Source organism: Micromonospora rifamycinica (assembly GCF_900090265.1).
Lineage (GTDB): Bacteria > Actinomycetota > Actinomycetes > Mycobacteriales > Micromonosporaceae > Micromonospora > Micromonospora rifamycinica.
Map to the genome: position 1 here is coordinate 3,971,959 of NZ_LT607752.1, position 18,145 is coordinate 3,990,103.

Consider the following 18,145-nt stretch of genomic DNA (forward strand, 5'->3'; position numbering starts at 1 on the left):
GGGGGTTGAGCCGAACCGGCCCGGCGGTCACGGGGGGTGCGACCGCCGAGGGTCTGTCAGCTTTCCGGGACGTGAATAGTCGTCGTGCGGACAAGTCTGCCCGAGCGGAGTGTTCACGTCGAGTGTTCTCGACCCCACTCCGTGCGAAATTGTGACCGCAGCGTGTGACCGCGCTCACGTTGAGCATTGGTGGTGGAGGTGCTCCCGCAGGTCGGGTGGGGTGTTGACCCCGGGGCACCCGCCGACCCTAGACCATCGGGCTAGACTTGCGCGCCGTGGGCCGAAGTGCCGCTTTTTTCGATCTGGACAAGACCGTCATCGCCAAGTCGAGCGCCTTGGCGTTCGGTCGGCCGTTCTACCGGGACGGGCTGATCACCCGACGGGATGTCGTGAAGTCGGCGTACGCGCAGCTGATGTTCCGGCTGGGCGGCACCGACGAGCAGACCATGGCCAGGACCAGGGACTATCTCGCCGCCCTCTGCAAGGGCTGGCAGGTGGAACAGGTCCGCCAGATCGTCGCGGAGACGCTCCACGAGCTGATCAACCCCTACGTGTACGCCGAGGCCGCCGTGCTGATCGAGGAGCACCAGGCAGCCGGGCGGGACGTCGTGCTGGTCTCCGCCTCGGGTGAGGAGATGGTCCGCCCGATCGGCGTGCTGCTCGGGGTGACCGACGTGATCGCCACCCGGATGAGCGTCCAGGACGGCCGGTACAGCGGCGAGGTGGAGTTCTACGCGGCCGGCCCGAGCAAGGTCGAGGCGGTCAACGAGCTGGCCGCCGCCCGGGGCTACGACCTGGCCGACTCGTACGCCTACTCCGACTCGTACAGTGACCGGCCGTTGCTGGAGTGCGTGGGTCACCCGAGCGTGGTCAACCCGGACCGGGCGCTGCGCCGGCTGGCGGTGGAGAACTCCTGGCCGGTGCTGGAGTTCCGGCACCCGATCCCGCTGGGCCGGCGGCTGCGGGAGCGCCCGGCGGTCCCGGTGGCCGCCGCCGCGCTCGGCGTCGGGGTCGGAGTGGCGATCGGCATCGCCTGGTACGGCCGGCACCGCCGGACCCGCGCCACCCAGGTCGCCTGACCCACCAGCACCACCCAGGTCACCGACCGGCCCGCACCACGCAGGTCGCCTGACCCACCCGCGCCACGCAGGGACTCTGACCGGCCCGCCCACGCACGTCGCCCGACCAACCCGCCGGCCCGGCCAACCACGTCACCTACCAGGTCACGGTTCCGACCCAACCCGAGATTGAGCGATTGCTCAAACACGCCTATGCTCGATTTTGAGCACCCGCTCAAAACCAGGAGGCAGGCATGACCGAGCCGGACCGACCGCCCCGCCAGACCGCCGCGAACTGGATTCTCGCCGGCCTGATCGCCGCCTTCGGGCTGGTGGTCTTCGTCGTCACCGTGCGCGACGGGCGCGCCGACAGCGCCCTGCTCTTCGTGGCACTCCCGACGACCCTCGCCGCCGCTCTCGCCCTGCTGCCCGGCCGCACCGCGCACGGCCGGGTCTTCGTGGTCACCACGATCGCCCTGCTGCTGTCGGCGGTCGCGCTGCACGAGGGGGCGATCTGCGTCATCCTCGCCGCCCCGCTCGTCTACGCGGTCTCCCACGGGACCACCGCCCTGATCCGCGCGCTGCGCGACACCTCCCGCTCGTACGCCGTCCTCGCGGTGCCGCTGCTGCTCCTGCCAGGGCTGGAGGGCAGCGGACTGGCCCCCCGGCTCGCCCCCGACCAGTCCGTCGAGGTGGTACGGGTGGTGGCCCTGCCGGCCGACCAGGTGACCGCCCGGCTCGCCGCCGGTCCCCGCCCCACACCGGTCCGCTCGGTGCCGCTGCGGCTGCTCGGCGTACCCACCCCCGGCCAGGTGAGCGGGGACGGGCTCGACCCGGGTGACCGGTGGATGTTCGGCTACCACGGCAGCGCGCACGGCCCCGGTGGGCACCTGCTCGCCGAGGTGGAGACGGCGGACGCGGGGCGGATCGGCTTCCGGTTCGTCGAGGACAGCTCGATCACCGCCCGCTGGTTCAGGTGGCGGCACGCCGAGCTGAGCTGGCGGGCCGTCGACGAGCGGCACACCGAGGTGCGGATCCGGGTGGACTACACCCGGGGACTCGACCCCTCCTGGTACTTCGGGCCGATCCAGCAGGTGCTGCTCGGCGCGGGGACGGGACACCTGCTGGACATGATGACGCTGCGATGACCGCCGCCCGCTACCTCAGCCTGGCGGTGCCGTTGCTGGCCGTGCTCGCCGCCGCCCGGGTCGACCGGAGCCGCGCCGGCCGCTCGGCGGCGCTGCTGGCCTTCCTCGCCGCCGGCATCGGCATCGCCGCCCTCGGCGAGGTGGCCCGACGTACCGGTTGGTACGCGTTCGCCCCGGTGCGGGGGAGCTACCGGGGCATGCCGGTCGACCTGTGGATCGGCTGGGCCGCCCTCTGGGCTCCGCTGCCGGTGCTGCTCCGCCGGGTGCTGCCGCTGCCGGTGGCGCTGGGCCTGCTGCTCTGGGTCGACGCGGTGGCCATGCCCGCGCTGCACCCGCTGGTCAGCCTCGGCCCGAACTGGCTGGTCGGCGAGCTGGTCGGGCTGCTCGTGGTGGCCCTGCCGGCGCAACTGCTCGGTCGCTGGTGTGCCGACCGACGGCACCTGGTGGCGCGCACGCTGCTCCAGGTCGGGGTCTTCACCGCCCTGCTGCTGTGGCTGATCCCCAGCCTGGCCTTCGAGGTCGGCGACGGGTCGTGGGCGGCGGTGACCGGGCTGCCCCGGCCCACCCTGCTGCTCCTCGCCCAGGTGGCGCTGGTGCCGGCCGCCCCGGCGCTCGCCGCGGTCCGCGAGTTCGTCACCCACGGTGGCGGCACCCCGTACCCGTGGGATCCGCCCGTGCGGCTGGTCACCACCGGGCCGTACGCCTATCTCGCCAACCCGATGCAGGCCGGCGCGGTGGCCCTGGTGCTGCTCACCGCGGCGCTCACCCGCAGCTCCGCACTGGTGGCGGCCGCGGTGGTGGCGGTCGCCTTCAGCGTGGCGGTGGCCCGGCCGCACGAGGAACACGACCTGGCCGACGGGTACGGCGAGGCATGGCGCGCGTACCGGCGGCAGGTGCGGGACTGGTGGCCCCGTCGGCGGCCGTACCACGCGGGACCGGCGGCGGTCCTCCTGCTCGACGACGCCTGCGGTCCATGCGCCGCGACCTGGCGTTTCCTCGCCCGGCGCCGCCCGGTGGGCCTGCGGATCCTGCCCGCCAGCTCGGCCGGCCGGGTGCTGTGGCGGGCGGAGTACGACGACGGCGGCGGTCGGTCGGAACGGGGGGTGGCCGCCGTCGCCCGCACGCTGGTCCACCTCCATCTCGGCTGGGCCGTGGTCGGCTGGATCCTGCGGCTGCCCGGGATCGCCTGGCTGGCACAGCTGGTGACCGATGCGATGATCACACCGCCACACCCGGCCGGCCCCCGAGGAGGACGATGTCCGGCACCAAGCAACGTCTCCTGGACGGCGCCATCGCCGCCATCCGGACGCACGGCATCGCCGGCGTGTCCGCCCGCACCATCGCCGCCGCCGCCGGGGTGAACCAGGCGCTGGTCTTCTACCACTTCGGCACGGTCGACGACCTGCTCACGGCAGCCTGCCGGGCCAGCACCGCCGACCGGATCGGGCACTGGTCGACCCGGCTGACCGAGGTCAGCTCGCTGCGGGAACTGCTCGCCGTCGGGCAGGAACTGCACGAGCGGGAACGCGAGCTGGGCAACGTCTCCGTCCTGGCCCAGCTGCTGGCCGGGGCGCAGGCCGACGAGCGGCTCGCCGCGCCCACCGCCGCCGCGCTCCAGCTCTGGGTGGACGAGATCGAGTCGGTCCTGCGCCGGCTGCTCGCCGGCTCACCGTTCGCCGAGATCGCGGACGTGCCCGGTCTGGCCCGCGCCGTCTGCGCCGCGTTCGTCGGGCTGGAACTGTACGACGGGGTGGACCGGTCGGCGGCGCGGCAGGCGACGGCGGCGCTCGACCAGCTCGCCGTGCTCATCGAGATCGTCGACGACCTCGGACCGGTCGCCCGCCGGGCGCTGCGCTCCCGGGTGAACCGGGCTACCCGCCGGGACTGACCGCACACCACCGGCACCGCCCGGCCACGGGGCGGGACCGACCGTGCGCCACCGGGACCGACCGGCCACCGGACGGGTCGGGCCGCCCGGCCGACGGCACCAGCACCGGGCCGGTCAGCCGGCGGCGACGATCTCGTCGGCGACGACGACGAGCTGGTCCGCACCGACCTCGACGGCGCTCAGGTAGTGCCGCAACCAGGAGCGCAGCCCGTCCGGGGTGCCGGTGGCGAAGGCCCCGGCCGCGCCGACGTACTCCGGCTCCCGCTCCCGGTGGCCGACGTCGACGGCGACCAGGCCGCGCGGGTCGAACCCCCGGGACATCAGCACCAGCCGCGCGGCGGCGCGGGCGACCACCCCGGACGGGCCGGCGAAGGGTCGCAGGTTGAGCAGTTCGCCGTGCACCACGGCGGCGAGGACCAGCGGGGAGACCGTCGTCCCGCCGGCGACCAGCCCGGCCAACCCGTCGAGCCGGGCCGCAACCACCGGATCGGCGACCGGCCGCCCCAGCTCGGCCTCGGCGACGACGTCCCGGGCGGCGAGCACGTGCAACCGGGCCAGCGCCTGCCGGGGGGCCTTCGGCCACAGCTCGGTCAACCCGGGCAGCGCCCCGGCCACCCGCAGCGCCCCCTGGAGCACCGGCTCGGTGACGGTGCCGGCGCGGACCGCCTCGCGCTCGTGGTCGTACCCCTCCAGGGCGGCGCTGGCCACCGCGCAGCGCAGGCCCACCTCGGCCGCGACCCGGCCACCCTGGCGGCGCAGCGCGCGGTGCCGCATCGCCTGGTCGACCCGCTCGCGGGCGCGCTCGACAGCGGGGGCGATGTCGGCGAGCGCGAGCAGCGGCGCGAGCGGGTCGGTGGTCACCCCGCCACGCTAACGACCGGGTGACTCCGGGCGGACGCCACCCACCGACGCGGCGTCCCGACCGATCCTGATCAGGTCGGGGCAGGTCGGGCCGTCGAGCGCGCCGGGACGGCCGCTGAGCGCGCCGGCCGACACCGGGGGTGTCGCGGGCACCAGCTGCCCGGACTAACCTCGGCCGGGTAGGAGACGCAGGTCACCCGACGAAGGAGTCACCGCATGAGCGAGGCCTTGGCCAACCTGCTGAACGAGACGCGCCAGTTTCCGCCGCCGGCCGCACTCGCCGCGGAGGCCAACGTCACCGCCGGCTCGTACGACGAGGCCGGCGCGGACCGGCTCGCCTTCTGGGAGCGGCAGGCCGGCCGGTTGGCCTGGGCCAGGCCGTGGGACGAGGTGCTCGACTGGTCGAACCCGCCGTTCGCCAAGTGGTTCGTCGGCGGCCAGCTCAACGTGGCGTACAACTGCCTGGACCGGCACGTGGAGGCCGGCCTGGGCGACCGGGTGGCGATCCACTGGGAGGGCGAGCCGGGCGACACCCGCACCCTCACCTACGCCGACCTGCACCGGCTGACCTGCCAGGCGGCGAACGCGCTGACCGACCTGGGGGTGGTCGCCGGCGACCGGGTGGCGATCTACCTGCCGATGGTCCCCGAGGCGGCGGTGGCGATGCTGGCCTGCGCCCGGATCGGCGCCACCCACAGCGTGGTCTTCGGCGGTTTCTCCGCCGACGCGCTGGGCAACCGGATCCAGGACGCCAGCGCCAAGGTGGTGATCACCGCCGACGGCGGCTACCGCCGGGGCAAGCCGTCGGCGTTGAAGCCGACGGTGGACGAGGCGGTGGCGAACTGCCCGTCGATCGAGCACGTGCTGGTGGTCCGGCGCACCGGCGAGGAGGTCGCCTGGTCGGCGAAGGACCACTGGTGGCACGAGACGGTGGAGACGGCCCCGGCGGAGCACACCGCGCAGCCGTTCGACGCCGAGCACCCGCTGTTCATCCTGTACACCAGCGGCACCACCGCCCGGCCGAAGGGCATCCTGCACACCACCGGCGGCTACCTGACCCAGGCGGCGTGGACGGCGCACGCGGTGTTCGACCTCAAGCCTGCGACCGACGTCTACTGGTGCACCGCCGACATCGGCTGGGTCACCGGGCACTCCTACATCGTGTACGGGCCGCTGGCCAACGGCGCGACCCAGGTGATGTACGAGGGCACCCCGGACACCCCGCACAAGGGCCGGTTCTGGGAGATCGTCGACAAGTACAAGGTCAGCATCCTCTACACCGCACCGACGCTGATCCGCACCATGATGAAGTGGGGCGAGGACATCCCGGCGGGCTTCGACCTGTCGTCGCTGCGCCTGCTCGGCAGCGTCGGTGAGCCGATCAACCCGGAGGCGTGGATGTGGTACCGCCAGCACGTCGGCCGGGGCGAGCTGCCGATCGTGGACACCTGGTGGCAGACCGAGACCGGTTCGATCATGATCTCCCCGCTGCCCGGGGTCACCGCGACCAAGCCGGGTTCGGCGATGACCCCGCTGCCCGGCATCGCCGCCGACGTGGTGGACGACCAGGGCCGGTCGGTGCCGAACGGCGGCGGTGGTTACCTGGTGCTGCGCGAGCCGTGGCCGTCGATGCTGCGCACCATCTGGGGCGACGACAACCGGTTCATCGAGACGTACTGGTCCCGGTTCGAGGGGATGTACTTCGCCGGGGACGGGGCCAAGAAGGACGACGACGGGCACATCTGGCTGCTCGGCCGGGTCGACGACGTGATGCTGGTGTCCGGGCACAACATCTCCACCACCGAGGTGGAGTCGGCGCTGGTGTCCCACCCGGCGGTGGCCGAGGCGGCGGTGGTCGGCGCGACCGACCCGACCACCGGGCAGGCGATCGTCGCGTTCGCCATCCCGCGCGGCACCGCCGACACCTCGGGCGAGGCGGGCGAGCAGCTCATCACCGAGCTGCGCAACCACGTCGCCAAGACGCTCGGCCCGATCGCCAAGCCCCGGCAGATCATGCTGGTGCCGGAGCTGCCGAAGACCCGCTCCGGCAAGATCATGCGCCGGCTGCTGCGGGACGTGGCGGAGAACCGGTCGCTCGGTGACGTGACCACGCTCCAGGACTCCTCGGTGATGGAGCTGATCTCCTCCGGGCTCAGCGGCGGCAAGTCCGACGAGGACTGACGCCGGGCGTACCCCCGTCGGTGGGTGCCGGTCCGCGTGGACCGGCACCCACCGACCTTTTTCCGGGGGTACGGATGGGTCGGTAGGCCGAGGCCACTCGGGCTGAACGGGCAGAGGCGACGCTCGCCCCTTCCGGTCGCGAACCCTTCTCATCTAGGTTCAGCGACATCGACCGGATTCGACGCACGTCCCCCGGCGATCCCTCTCCCATGCCCGAGAAACGGAGTGGCATGAACATTCTCCCGTCCACCGCGGCGCGCCGACGCCTCCTCGTCGCGCTGCCCACCCTCGCGCTCGTCGCCACCTCGCTGACCGTGACCGGCAGCGCCGCGGCCCGGCCCGCCGGCCCGGCGGTGCCGACCCGGATCGGGGCCGACGAGCACTACCTCAACTACGCGGAGCCGGAGGTGCAGCCGGACACCCCGGGCAAGGAGGTGCGGGGCGCCGACGGGATCCTCGCCTCGCCCGCCGACGAGGCCCGCGCGTACGACCGGAAGTTCGCCGGTGGCAACCCGTTGGCCGCCCGGGAACTGGCCCGCAACGAGGCGCGGGCGATCCGGACCGGGCAGAGCCCCCGCGCGTTCAAGAAGGCCAAGAGCACCCAGACGGCCAAGCTGCTCACCCTGCTGGTCGAGTTCAACGACCGGGCCGACGACGACTTCACCGGGGTGATGGTCCCGAAGACGGTCTTCGAGGACCGCACCTGCGTGCCCGGCACCGTCCAGAACGGGCCGAAGCACAACAACATCCCGAACCCGGCGACCCTGCCGCACGAGGACAACAACTCGATGTGGGTGCCGGACTTCTCGCCCACCCACTACGACAAGATGCTCTACACCAAGCAGGGCATCACCGAGCGGGTCCGCAAGGACCTCAAGGGACCGGACGGCAGGAAGGGCATCGACCTGTCCGGCCGCACCATGCACAACATGTACCTGGAGATGTCCAAGGGCGCGTACACGGTGGACGGGCAGGCCAGCCCGTGGATCACGGTGCCGCACTCGGAGGGCTGGTACGCGGCCTCGCGCTGCTTCCAGGACGACAGCGGGGCCTGGGTCGCCGGCCGGGAGCAGGCGATGAACGGCCACCCGGACAACCCGCAGGGCGCGGGCCGGCTCGCCACCGACGCGATCGACGCGCTGGCCGCGGCCGACCCGAACTTCCCGTGGGCCGACTACGACATGGAGGACCAGGGCGACCGGGACGGTGACGGCAACGTCAACGAGCCGGACGGGGTGATCGACCACCTGGTGCTGGTGCACGCCGGGCAGGGCAAGTCCCGCGGCGGCGGCGACCAGGGCGTGTACGCCGTCTGGGCGCACTCCTCCACGGTGGCCGGCGGCTACACCATCCCCGGCACCAACCTGAAGGTGTCCAACTACATCGTGCAGCCGGAGGACGCCGGGGTCGGGGTCTTCGCCCACGAGTTCGGTCACGACCTGGGCCTGCCGGACCTCTACGACACCTCCGGCAACGCCGACTCGGACGTCGACTTCTGGGACCTGATGGCGTCCGGCTCGCACAGCGGCGAGATCTTCCAGGCGCTGCCGGTGCACATGGGCATCTGGGACAAGTGGGTGCTCGGCTGGGCCGACCCGCTGACCCTCGCCCCCGGCACCCGGACCCGGACGGCACCGCTCGGGCAGAGCTCGCGTACCCCGGTGGGCACCCAGGACGGCATCAAGATCGACCTGCCGGACAAGGTGGTCACCCTCGCCGAGCCGCACAGCGGCACCGGGATGTGGTACAGCGGCGCCGACCAGGCCTGGGCGGACGTCCGGCTCACCCGGCAGGTCGCCGTCCCGAACGCCACCGACGCGAAGTTCTGGATGTGGAACAACTACGTCATCGAGGAGGACTGGGACTACGGCTTCGTCGAGGTCTCCACCGACGGCGGGGCCACCTGGGCCGAGCAGAAGGTGTACGACGCGGCGGGCGCGCTGGTCTCCACGAACGACGGTTACGCCGACCCGAACGGCCGTATGGTCGACTTCGGCAACAAGAAGTACGGCCTGACCGGCGCCACCGACGGCTGGCGGCACGACTGGATCGACCTGTCGGCGTACGCCGGGACGACCGTGCAGGTGCGGCTGCGGTACGCCACCGACGAGGCGTTCCAGGAGCGGGGCTGGTTCGCCGACGACCTCTCGGTCACCGGCGGCGGGGCCACCACCTTCAGCGACGACGTGGAGGGCGGCGCGAACGGCTGGACGCCGACCGTCGGCACCTTCACCGACACCACCGGCGCGGGCTGGCACATCGACCCGGGCACCCAGGTCAAGGCGCAGTACTACCTGGCCGAGTGGCGCAACTTCGACGGCTTCGACAGGGGCCTGAAGTACGCCTACGACACCATCTACTCGCACGAGGCGTGGAAGGTCGACCGGATCTCGTACAACGCGCCGGGCATGCTGGTCTGGTACCGGGACACCATGCTGGGCGACGTCAACCACGTCACCGGGCAGATGACCGCGCTGCCCAGCTACGGGGCCAAGGGCGGGCTGCTGATCGTCGACTCGCACTACGACCCGCTGCGGCGGACCGGTGAGGCGGCGGCGAAGGACCCGTCGGTGCTGGACAACCTGCCGAGCCGGCCGCAGTCGTCCAACGCGGCGTTCTCGCTGAACAGGACGTACCCGTTCACCGAGTGCCTGGAGGCGGCGGACGAGCCCTACAGCGCATACTGCACCAAGTTCGCCGGGCAGCGCCCGATGTCCACGTTCACCGACGCCAAGGGCTGGTACCCGGGCATCGAGATGCGCGACGGCTCCCCGTACGCGCGGGACAACGACGCCTCGGTGGTCGTCCCGTCGCGGCGGAACAAGCCGTACACCACCCGGGTGGTGAACCCGGACGGCACGCCGGCCACCGAGTTCTACGGTGTGACGCTGGGCGGCGGGGCGATCGTGCTCGGCACCGGCAACCCGTCCGACGCCGGGGTCCGGCACGGGGTCTCGATCAAGATCCTGTCGGCCGCGCCGGACAACTCGTACGCGGTCGTCCAGATCGTCCCGGCGAAGAACTGAGTACCGTGTCGGCCACTCCCGGCGATGCGGTGGTAAAGGTCATCGACTGACAGATCGGTGAACAGTGGGCCGGTGGCGGAGAAGCTACCGGCCCGCTGTTTCACACATCGCGGCAATCCAATCGAAATACATCACTACGATTCCCGGGTGGGGCGTCCGCGCTGCTCATGACCGTTGGTGAACACCCGGTGTGTGACGGTGAAAAGCGTTCCCATCAAAATCTTGCAACAAATCGACGCGGACATCTTCCCACCCGTCCCGGCAGTGTCTATGTTCACCATGGGTCCCACTAGTGGGACGTCCCATGCCGGCCCGTACCCCCGTTGGGCCGGTTCCCTCACACCGGAGGTACCACGTGCGCAAAGTCGCAGTGGGTCTGCTCGGGCTCTCGCTGACGGCGACAGGTCTGGTGACGGGTACGTCCGCCAGCGCCGCGCCGACGCCGAAGCTCCCGACGGCCGCCCCGTCGATCGCGGAGCCCGCCAACGCGGACCACGATCTGCCCAACCCGCTCGAAACCAAGCGGCGGGCACTGCGCCAGGAGGGCCTCAGCGAGGTCATCTCGGGCAAGACCAAGGCGCAGAAGATCAACGGAAGCACGGTCGTCAAGGTCGGCAAGACCCAGGCTGCGGGGCGGAACGCCCGGACGACGACCTCGGGCGTCGCCCAGACGCAGGACCAGTACGTCGAACTGGGCCGGGAGAAGACGGACAAGATCTTCGTCATCCTCGCGGAGTTCGGCAACGAGCGGCACCCGAGCTACCCGGACCAGGACACGGCTCCGTCCGTTCCCGGCCCGACCCGGTTCGACGGACCGCTGCACAACGAGATCCCGGCGCCCAACCGGGCGGTGGACAACTCCACCGTCTGGCAGCCGGACTACAACGCCGACTACTACCGGAAGATCTACTTCGGCACCGGTCAGGGTGACGAGTCGCTGAAGCAGTACTACGAGGCCCAGTCCTCGGGTCGCTACAGCGTCGAGGGCGAGGTCACCGACTGGGTCAAGGTGAAGTACAACGAGGCCCGGTACGGCCGCTCCAACGGCTACCCCTGCGCCTCGAACGTCTGCAACAACACCTGGGCGCTCGTCCGGGACGCCGCCAACCAGTGGGTCGCCGACCAGAAGGCGGCCGGCCGCACCGACGCCCAGATCGCCGCCGACGTCAAGTCGATGGACGAGTGGGACCGGTACGACTACGACGGCGACGGCAACTTCAACGAGCCGGACGGCTACATCGACCACTTCCAGATCGTCCACTCCGGCGGCGACCAGGCCGACGGCGACCCGATCCAGGGTGAGGACGCCATCTGGAGCCACCGGTGGTACGCCTTCGCCTCGGACCAGGGCAGCACGGGCCCGTCGACCTTCCCCGGCGGCGGCACCCAGATCGGCAACACCGGCGTCTGGATCGGCGACTACACCATCCAGCCGGAGAACGGTGGCCGGAGCGTCTTCTACCACGAGTACGGTCACGACCTCGGTCTGCCGGACGACTACAACGTCATCAACAGCGGTGACAACAACAACGAGCACTGGACCCTGATGGCCCAGAGCCGGCTCGGTGCCAAGAACGACCAGGGCATCGGCGACCGGGGCGGCGACCTCGGCGCGTGGAACAAGCTCCAGCTCGGCTGGCTCGACTACGAGGTCGTGGTGGCCGGCCAGCAGAAGACCCTCAACCTGGGCCCGCAGGAGTACAACTCCGACAAGGCGCAGGGTGCCGTGGTGGTGCTGCCCCAGCGGGAGTACACCTTCCAGAACGGCAAGCCGTTCGAGGGGACGAAGCAGTTCTTCTCCGGCAACGACGACGACCTGAACACCACGATGACGCGGACGATCGACCTCACCGGGAAGACCAGCGCCGCGCTCACCATGAAGGGTCGTTACTCGATCGAGGCGGACTACGACTACCTCTTCTTCGAGGCCAGCACCGACGGCGGCCAGACCTGGTCCACCCTGCCGGGTACCGCCAACGGCAAGGCCCTCAAGGAGATCTCCCCCGGGCGCTTCGCCCTGGACGGCACCAGCGGCGGCCAGTGGGTCGACGTCAACATCCCGATGAACGCGGCGGCCGGCAAGGTGGTGCAGTTCCGGCTGCGCTACCAGACCGACGGCGGTGTCTCCGAGGGTGGCTTCTACGGTGACGCGATCACCATCACCGCCGACGGGCAGACCGTGCTCAGCGACGGTGCGGAGGCCGGTGCCACCGGTTGGACCCTGAACGGGTTCAGCATCGTGGCCGAGACCTACATCCGTAAGTTCGACAACTACTACATCGCCGGCAACCGGTCCTACGTGTCGTACGACCAGTACCTCAAGACCGGCCCGTACTACTTCGGTTACGCGAACACCCGCCCGGACTACGTGGACCACTACGCGTACCAGGAGGGTCTGCTGATCTCCTACTGGAACCTCCGGTGGGCCGACAACGACACCTTCGACCACCCGGGCGAGGGTCGGAACATGATCATCGACGCGCACCCGGAGCCGCTGTACAACCTGACCGGTGCCCCGTGGCGGGCCCGCGTCCAGGTGTACGACGCGACCTTCAGCCTGAAGAAGGCGGACTCGTTCACGCTGCACATCAACAGCGTGCCGCAGTACGTCCGTGGCCAGGCCGCGCAGCCGCTGTTCGACGACACCAAGCAGTACTGGTACCCGGAGCTGCCGAACCACGGCGTCAAGCTCCCGGCCACCGGCACCAAGATCCGCGTGGTGGAGCAGAACGGCACCTCGGTGAAGGTTCGCTTCTCCTGATCCGCTGATCAGCGCACCACCCGTCACACCCGATGCCCCGGGCAGGTCTCCTGCCCGGGGCATCGGCCCTTTCCGGAGGCACCATGAGCGACGACCGGACCCCGACCACCCCACCCGCCGGCCCGTCCCCGAGCACCCGACCACCGGCCGGCGGTCCGGAAGGGACACCGGCGGCGACCGCCGGCCGGCCCGTCCCGCTCTCCGCCACCGTGCCGCCCGCCCCGCGCCGCCCGACCACGCCCCCACGACACCCCACCGACCGGCGCAGACCGGACCGGATCGCCGGCCGGATCACCCGGGGCGGCGACGGCCCGTGCTACGGCCTGGTCACCGACGACGGCCGGGAGTACGCGCTGCACGGCCCCGGCATGGGCACCTTCCCCACCGGCACCACCGTCCGGGTCACCGTCGGACCGGCCGATCCGAGGGCCACCTGCGGCCCCGGCACACCGGCCGGCATCATCGAGATCACCGCGGTCCGCTGACCCCGGTCAGCCATCCGCCGACGGCCCCGGACCGCCCCCGGCCAGCCGTGCGCCGACGGTCCCGGACCGCCCCCGGTCGACCCGGCCCCACCGCTCCGCCGCCACCGGCGTGGTCGGCCAGGCCATCGACCGGCGCGGAGGTCCTAGGCTGTGCCCCATGACCGAGCAGCGCGGCGGAGCCGTCGACGAGTCCCGCGTCCTCACCGAAGGACCGTGGACACACCGGTTCGTCGGCGCGAACGGCAGCCGGTTCCACGTCGTCGAGGCGGGCACCGGCCCGATGGTGCTCTTCCTGCACGGCTTCCCCGAACACTGGTGGGCCTGGCACGCGATGCTGCCGGCCGTCGCCGACGCCGGGTTCCGGGCCGTCGCGGTGGACCTGCGCGGCTACGGCGCCAGCGACAAACCACCCCGGGGATACGACGGCTACACCCTCGCCGCCGACGTCGCCGGCCTGATCCGCGGTCTCGGCGAACGCTCCGCCACCATCGTCGGCGCCGGCTCGGGCGGGCTCATCGGCTGGACGGCCGCCTCGTTCCACCCCACCCTGGTCCGCCGGCTGGTGGTGCTCGGCGCCCCCCACCCGCTGCGGCTGCGGGCGGCGATCTTCGCCGACCCGCGTGGCCAGTTCGCCGCCTCCACCCCGGCGCTGAAGTTCCAGCTCCCCCGGTACGAACACGTGCTCACCCGCAACGACGCCGCCGAGGTCGGGGAGATGCTGCGCCGCTGGGGCGGCCCGCAGTGGGTCACCGGCCCCGACTTCGCCGACTACGCGCAGCGCTGCCGGGAGGCGATGCTGATCCCGCAGGCCGCCTTCTGCGCCCTGGAAGGCTACCGGTGGGCCTTCCGCTCGGTGCTGCGGCTGCACGGGTACCGGTTCGTCCGGTTGATGCAGCGGCCACTGGTCACACCCACCCTGCAACTGCACGGGGCGGTCGACGTCGCCTCGCTGCCCCGCACCGCGCAGGGCTCCGGCCGGTACGTCAGCGCCCCCTACGAGTGGCGGCTGCTCGACGGCGTGGGGCACTTCCCCCACGTGGAGGCCGGCGAGCTGGTGCTCGGTGAGATCCTGCGCTGGACCAAGTCCTGACCCTGCCGACCGGCGGACAGCCGTCAGACCCGCTGCTCCCGCAGGTCGACGACCTCGGCGGCCGGTGCCCAGCCCTGGTAGACACCGAAGTCGAACACCTCCAGCCCCATCGCCCGCGCCACCGGCCAGCGACCACCGGTGTACTCGACCCGCAGCCAACCGTCGTGCTCGCCGAGCACCACGAACGGCTGCCCCTGCCAGGTGCAGGTGGTCCGCACGTACGCCAGCCCCTCGACCTCACCGGCCGGCACCACCCGCACGTACCGGCCGGGGCGTACCTCCTCGAAGCCGTCGGCGGGCTCCGGCTGGTAGATCCGCACGTGGTCGCCGTCCGGGCTGACCTGGTATTCCTTGCCCTGCCACCGGGCCACGTAACCGTCGCGCATCACGGCTGGTCCGTCCGTCGCCAGACCAGCGCGTCGGTGTCCAGCACGGCGATCACCCGTTCGGTGCCCTCCGTGCCGATCCGCCAGAGCTGCGCGCCGTGCGGCAGCCGGGCACTGTCCACCTTGAACTCGGCCACCACGTCGCTGCTCTCCCCCGGCGCGAACCCGTTGCCGCGGAACGGTGCGCGTTCGATCACCCAGCCCTCCATGGCCCGCATCGCCGCCTCGTTCTGCCCGCCGTAGGGGATGCGGTAGAGGCTCGGCCGGTACGCCGGCCAGCGCAGCACGTAGGCCGCCTCGGCGTCCCGGGTGAAGGGGGAGTCCGGGTAGCCCAGCCCCAGGGCGTCGTACAACTCGGCCGGGGTGGTCAGGTGGGCCAGCTCGCCGGCCCGGTGCACGAAGCCGGAGACCCGGTCGTAGCCACGTTCGAGGTAGTAGGCGAGCTGGCTCGGGGCGATGGCCTTCTGCATCACCACCGGACGGGACGGGTCGGTGGCCGGTGGGGCGTACCGGGTGCGCTCGGCCGGGGCCTCGGCGGCGGCCACCGGTTCGAGGTCCGCCTCGTCGCCGAGCCCGACCTCCGCCGCCCAACTGGCCAGCGCGACGATCTGCTCCCCGGGGAGCTTGGCCCCGACCGGGGTGCCCGGGTTGACGATGAACGCCCAGCTCGGGTCCGGCCAGCGCCGGATCAGCTGGACGAACCGGACCCCGATCGTCTGGACCGGGAGCACGTCGTGCTCGGCCAGCCGCTCCGGCGAGGTGTAGACCACCACGCACGTCTCGCCGTCCGTCGTGACGGTGCGCCAGGCGAAACCGGGCTCGCCGGGCCGGCTGCCGGACGCCGAGTCGGGATTGACCGGAAGCAGCACCCGGGCGAGCAGGAGGGTGGAGAGGAACCCGTCGGTGCTGCCGGTGCCCGCGGCGTCCAGCAGGTTCTCCTCGACCTCGTTGGCCGGCTGGAACAGCTCGTCGACACCGGTGGCGGCCGGGCCTTCCGAGCCCGCGGGCGGCGGAACCGGCGGCGCGGGCGTCGTACCCGACTGCGGCGGCGCGGACGTCGTACCCGACTGCGGCGGCGCGGACGTCGTACCCGACTGCGGCGGCGTTACGGTGGTCGGTCCGGTCGCCGGGGAGACCGGCGCGACCCGGTCGGCGGCCGGCCCGATCCGGCCGGCAGCACGTCCGGCCCGCTCGGCGGCCGGCGTCCACAGGTCGTCCGGGTCGGCGCGGACCATCGGCGCGGCGAGCGGCTCCGGCGACCCGGCGGGGGCCGCCGGCACGGGCTGGCCCGGGGCCGCCGCACCCGGCGCACCGGTCGCCGTCGGGGCGGGGCCGGCAGCCGGTGCGTTGACGGACGCGGCCACCGGCGGTGCGGCGCGGTCGGGCCGCACCCCGGCCGAGGGGGGTGCCGGCGCACCCTCCGGGAGGGTCGGTCCGCCCGCCGGGACGGATGCCACGTCCGGTGCTGCGGACCAGGCGTCCGGCACCGTGGCCGGCGTGTCCTCGACGGTGGACGCGGGTGCGGGCGCAGGGGCCGCCAGGTCGGTGGAGGGCGGCACCGATCCGTTCGCCGGGGTCCGCTCGGCGGCCGGGGTCCACAGGTCGCCGGGGGCGGGCCTGGGCCGGGCGGACGCCCCCGGGGAGACCGGTCCGGGGGTGACCGGCCGGGCGGGTGGGGTGAGCGGACCGGTCCCGTTCCGGGTGACCGTGCTCCCCGCGTCCGGCCCACCCACGATCGGCGGCAGGGAGACGACCGACGGAGCGGGCGGCGGCGTGGGGGCGACCGGCCGCGTGGCCAGCGGCAGCGTGGTGGCGACCGGCGGCGTGGCCGGCGGTGGGGGAACGGCCGACGGTCCCGGAACGACAGGCGGCGCGGGGGCCGGGGCGGGCACGACGGGCAGGTCGCGTGACTCCAGGATCACCCCCTCTATCACGATGGGCGTGAACCCCCGACGCGCTGCCGGCGGCGCGGAGACCGGTTCGGCGGCGGACGGCGCCAACTCCTCGGCCTCGTCCGGCACCGGGCCGGTCGGGGCCGCCGGGGCAGCGGCCGGGCCGGTCGGAGCCGCCGGGGCAGCGGCCGGGCCGGTCGACGGCTGGGACGGGCGTGCGCCGGACGCCCCGTCCGGGATCCGCCGACGGGGTAGCGCCTCCGCTGCCGGTGGCCCGACCCGGAACGCCCTGGTCGGCTCCTCTGCCAACGGGTCCGGTCGGCGGCCGACGGTCGTCGTGCCGTTGCCGGCGGCGGGCCGGACCGGCTGCTCGGCCGGGCTACCGACCCGGAACGCCCGGGTGGTCTCGTCCTCGGTCGGTGCGGCAGGTGCCGGGCGTCGCCGGGGGAAGGGCTGGCCGCTCAGGCCGGGTCGGGCCGGTGGGGTGGCCCGCTCGCCGGAGCGCAGCGGATTCTCACGCGGCGACCGGGACGCACCCCGGGTGCTGGACGGTTCGAAGAACGAGGCACGCCCGTTGGCCGGCCCGGTGGACTCCTCACCCAGCACCCGGCGACGCGGGACCGTCGTCGGCCGACCGGGCATGTCGGCGGGGCGCGCGGACCGGGCGTCGACGGGCACTCCGGTGGCGTCCAGCGGACCGGCGGCGGGTGGGGTGGCCGGACGACCCCGTTCCCCGGTCGACGTGGTACCCCCCGCCGGGTGGAGAACGCCCCCGCCGGGCGGGACGGCACCGACCGGCGGAACGGCACCGGCGGGCGGCACCGGCCGGGACGGTGCCCAGCCGGCGGGACCGGCCGACAGGTCGGCGGTCGGCTCCCCGTCGATCCCGTTCCGACCCGACGTCTGCTCGTGTTCCGGTCGGGACCGCACACCGGTGGCACGGCCGGGCAGCCGGACGTCACCCCGGGAGAGCTGGGAGACGAACCAGGCGGGCAGGTAGCCCTCGATCGGCAGGCCCGGGTTCACCGCCAGCCACCACTCGTGATTGGGCCACTCGACGGCCAGGTCGGCGTAGCGGCTGCGGCGGCACGGCCCGGCGGAGGCACCGAGACAGGCGTGCACGGCGGCGGTGGAGGTGAAGGCCAGCACGTGCGTCCGGCCGCCGGTGGTCCAGGTGCCCCAGCCCATCGGTGCCGCACCGGCCAGGGCCTGACCGGAGACCGGAAGGAAGAGGTCCGTCCCGGCGAGGATCCGGAAGTAGCGTTCCTGGTCTCCGACGCGCAGCGCGTCACGCATTCCCGCCTCGGCCTCGGTAGCCGGCTCCCAGTCGGTCACGGCCACCTCTCCTCCCCGGTTCAGGCCACAGGCG

At 72.9% G+C, this 18,145-nt stretch carries 12 protein-coding genes; 9 read left to right on the forward strand and 3 right to left on the reverse strand.

Annotated elements, in window-relative coordinates; all coding sequences use genetic code 11:
- Positions 1-266 precede the first annotated feature (266 nt).
- The 4 genes from GA0070623_RS16320 to GA0070623_RS16335 all read left to right on the forward strand — a co-directional run bounded on the left by GA0070623_RS16320 (position 267) and on the right by GA0070623_RS16335 (position 4,094).
- Positions 267-1,079 (forward strand): HAD family hydrolase, encoded by an 813-nt coding sequence (locus GA0070623_RS16320; protein ID WP_172898412.1) that lies wholly within the window; start codon positions 267-269, stop codon positions 1,077-1,079.
- Positions 1,080-1,312: 233 nt separating this feature from the next.
- Positions 1,313-2,206 carry a hypothetical protein gene (locus GA0070623_RS16325; protein ID WP_067300420.1) on the forward strand — a complete coding sequence of 298 codons (894 nt, stop codon included), beginning with the start codon at positions 1,313-1,315 and terminating at the stop codon, positions 2,204-2,206.
- On the forward strand, positions 2,203-3,567 hold the full coding sequence (locus tag GA0070623_RS16330) for a methyltransferase (protein WP_067300423.1): 1,365 nt from the start codon (positions 2,203-2,205) through the stop codon (positions 3,565-3,567). The genes GA0070623_RS16325 and GA0070623_RS16330 overlap by 4 nt, the downstream gene beginning before the upstream one ends.
- The gene (locus GA0070623_RS16335; RefSeq protein ID WP_067300426.1) at positions 3,462-4,094 is read left to right on the forward strand and encodes a TetR/AcrR family transcriptional regulator; all 633 of its coding nucleotides are present in this window, start codon (positions 3,462-3,464) and stop codon (positions 4,092-4,094) included. Before GA0070623_RS16330 ends, GA0070623_RS16335 begins: the two co-directional genes overlap by 106 nt.
- 114 nt (positions 4,095-4,208) lie before the next feature.
- Here GA0070623_RS16335 and GA0070623_RS16340 read toward each other — a convergent pair whose 3' ends face one another.
- On the reverse strand, positions 4,209-4,955 hold the full coding sequence (locus tag GA0070623_RS16340; RefSeq protein ID WP_067300429.1) for a Fic family protein: 747 nt from the start codon (positions 4,953-4,955) through the stop codon (positions 4,209-4,211).
- Positions 4,956-5,171: 216 nt separating this feature from the next.
- On the opposite strand from GA0070623_RS16340, the gene acs reads away from it, so the two are divergent.
- From acs to GA0070623_RS16365, 5 genes are all read left to right on the forward strand, one after another.
- Positions 5,172-7,136 (forward strand): acetate--CoA ligase, encoded by a 1,965-nt coding sequence (gene acs / locus GA0070623_RS16345; protein ID WP_067300433.1) that lies wholly within the window; start codon positions 5,172-5,174, stop codon positions 7,134-7,136.
- Positions 7,137-7,366: 230 nt separating this feature from the next.
- Positions 7,367-10,162: an immune inhibitor A domain-containing protein gene (locus GA0070623_RS16350; RefSeq protein ID WP_231932392.1), complete on the forward strand. Its 2,796-nt coding sequence runs from the start codon at positions 7,367-7,369 to the stop codon at positions 10,160-10,162.
- Between the two features lie 370 nt (positions 10,163-10,532).
- Positions 10,533-12,923, forward strand: coding sequence for an immune inhibitor A domain-containing protein (locus GA0070623_RS16355; protein WP_084260970.1), 2,391 nt, complete (start codon positions 10,533-10,535; stop codon positions 12,921-12,923).
- An 83-nt stretch (positions 12,924-13,006) separates the two neighbouring features.
- Positions 13,007-13,408, forward strand: a complete 402-nt coding sequence (locus GA0070623_RS16360) for a hypothetical protein (RefSeq protein WP_067300441.1) — start codon at positions 13,007-13,009, stop codon at positions 13,406-13,408.
- 157 nt (positions 13,409-13,565) lie between these two features.
- Positions 13,566-14,498 carry an alpha/beta fold hydrolase gene (locus GA0070623_RS16365; RefSeq protein ID WP_067300444.1) on the forward strand — a complete coding sequence of 311 codons (933 nt, stop codon included), beginning with the start codon at positions 13,566-13,568 and terminating at the stop codon, positions 14,496-14,498.
- A gap of 23 nt (positions 14,499-14,521) precedes the next feature.
- Here the strand turns inward: GA0070623_RS16365 and GA0070623_RS16370 are convergent, their stop codons facing one another.
- Together GA0070623_RS16370 and GA0070623_RS30390 are read right to left on the reverse strand one after the other, a co-directional pair.
- On the reverse strand, positions 14,522-14,887 hold the full coding sequence (locus GA0070623_RS16370; RefSeq protein WP_067300448.1) for a hypothetical protein: 366 nt from the start codon (positions 14,885-14,887) through the stop codon (positions 14,522-14,524).
- Entirely contained in the window at positions 14,884-18,117 is a 3,234-nt protein-coding gene (locus GA0070623_RS30390; protein WP_407937935.1) for an SseB family protein, read from the reverse strand. The genes GA0070623_RS16370 and GA0070623_RS30390 overlap by 4 nt, the downstream gene beginning before the upstream one ends.
- Between the last annotated feature and the right edge of the window lie 28 nt (positions 18,118-18,145).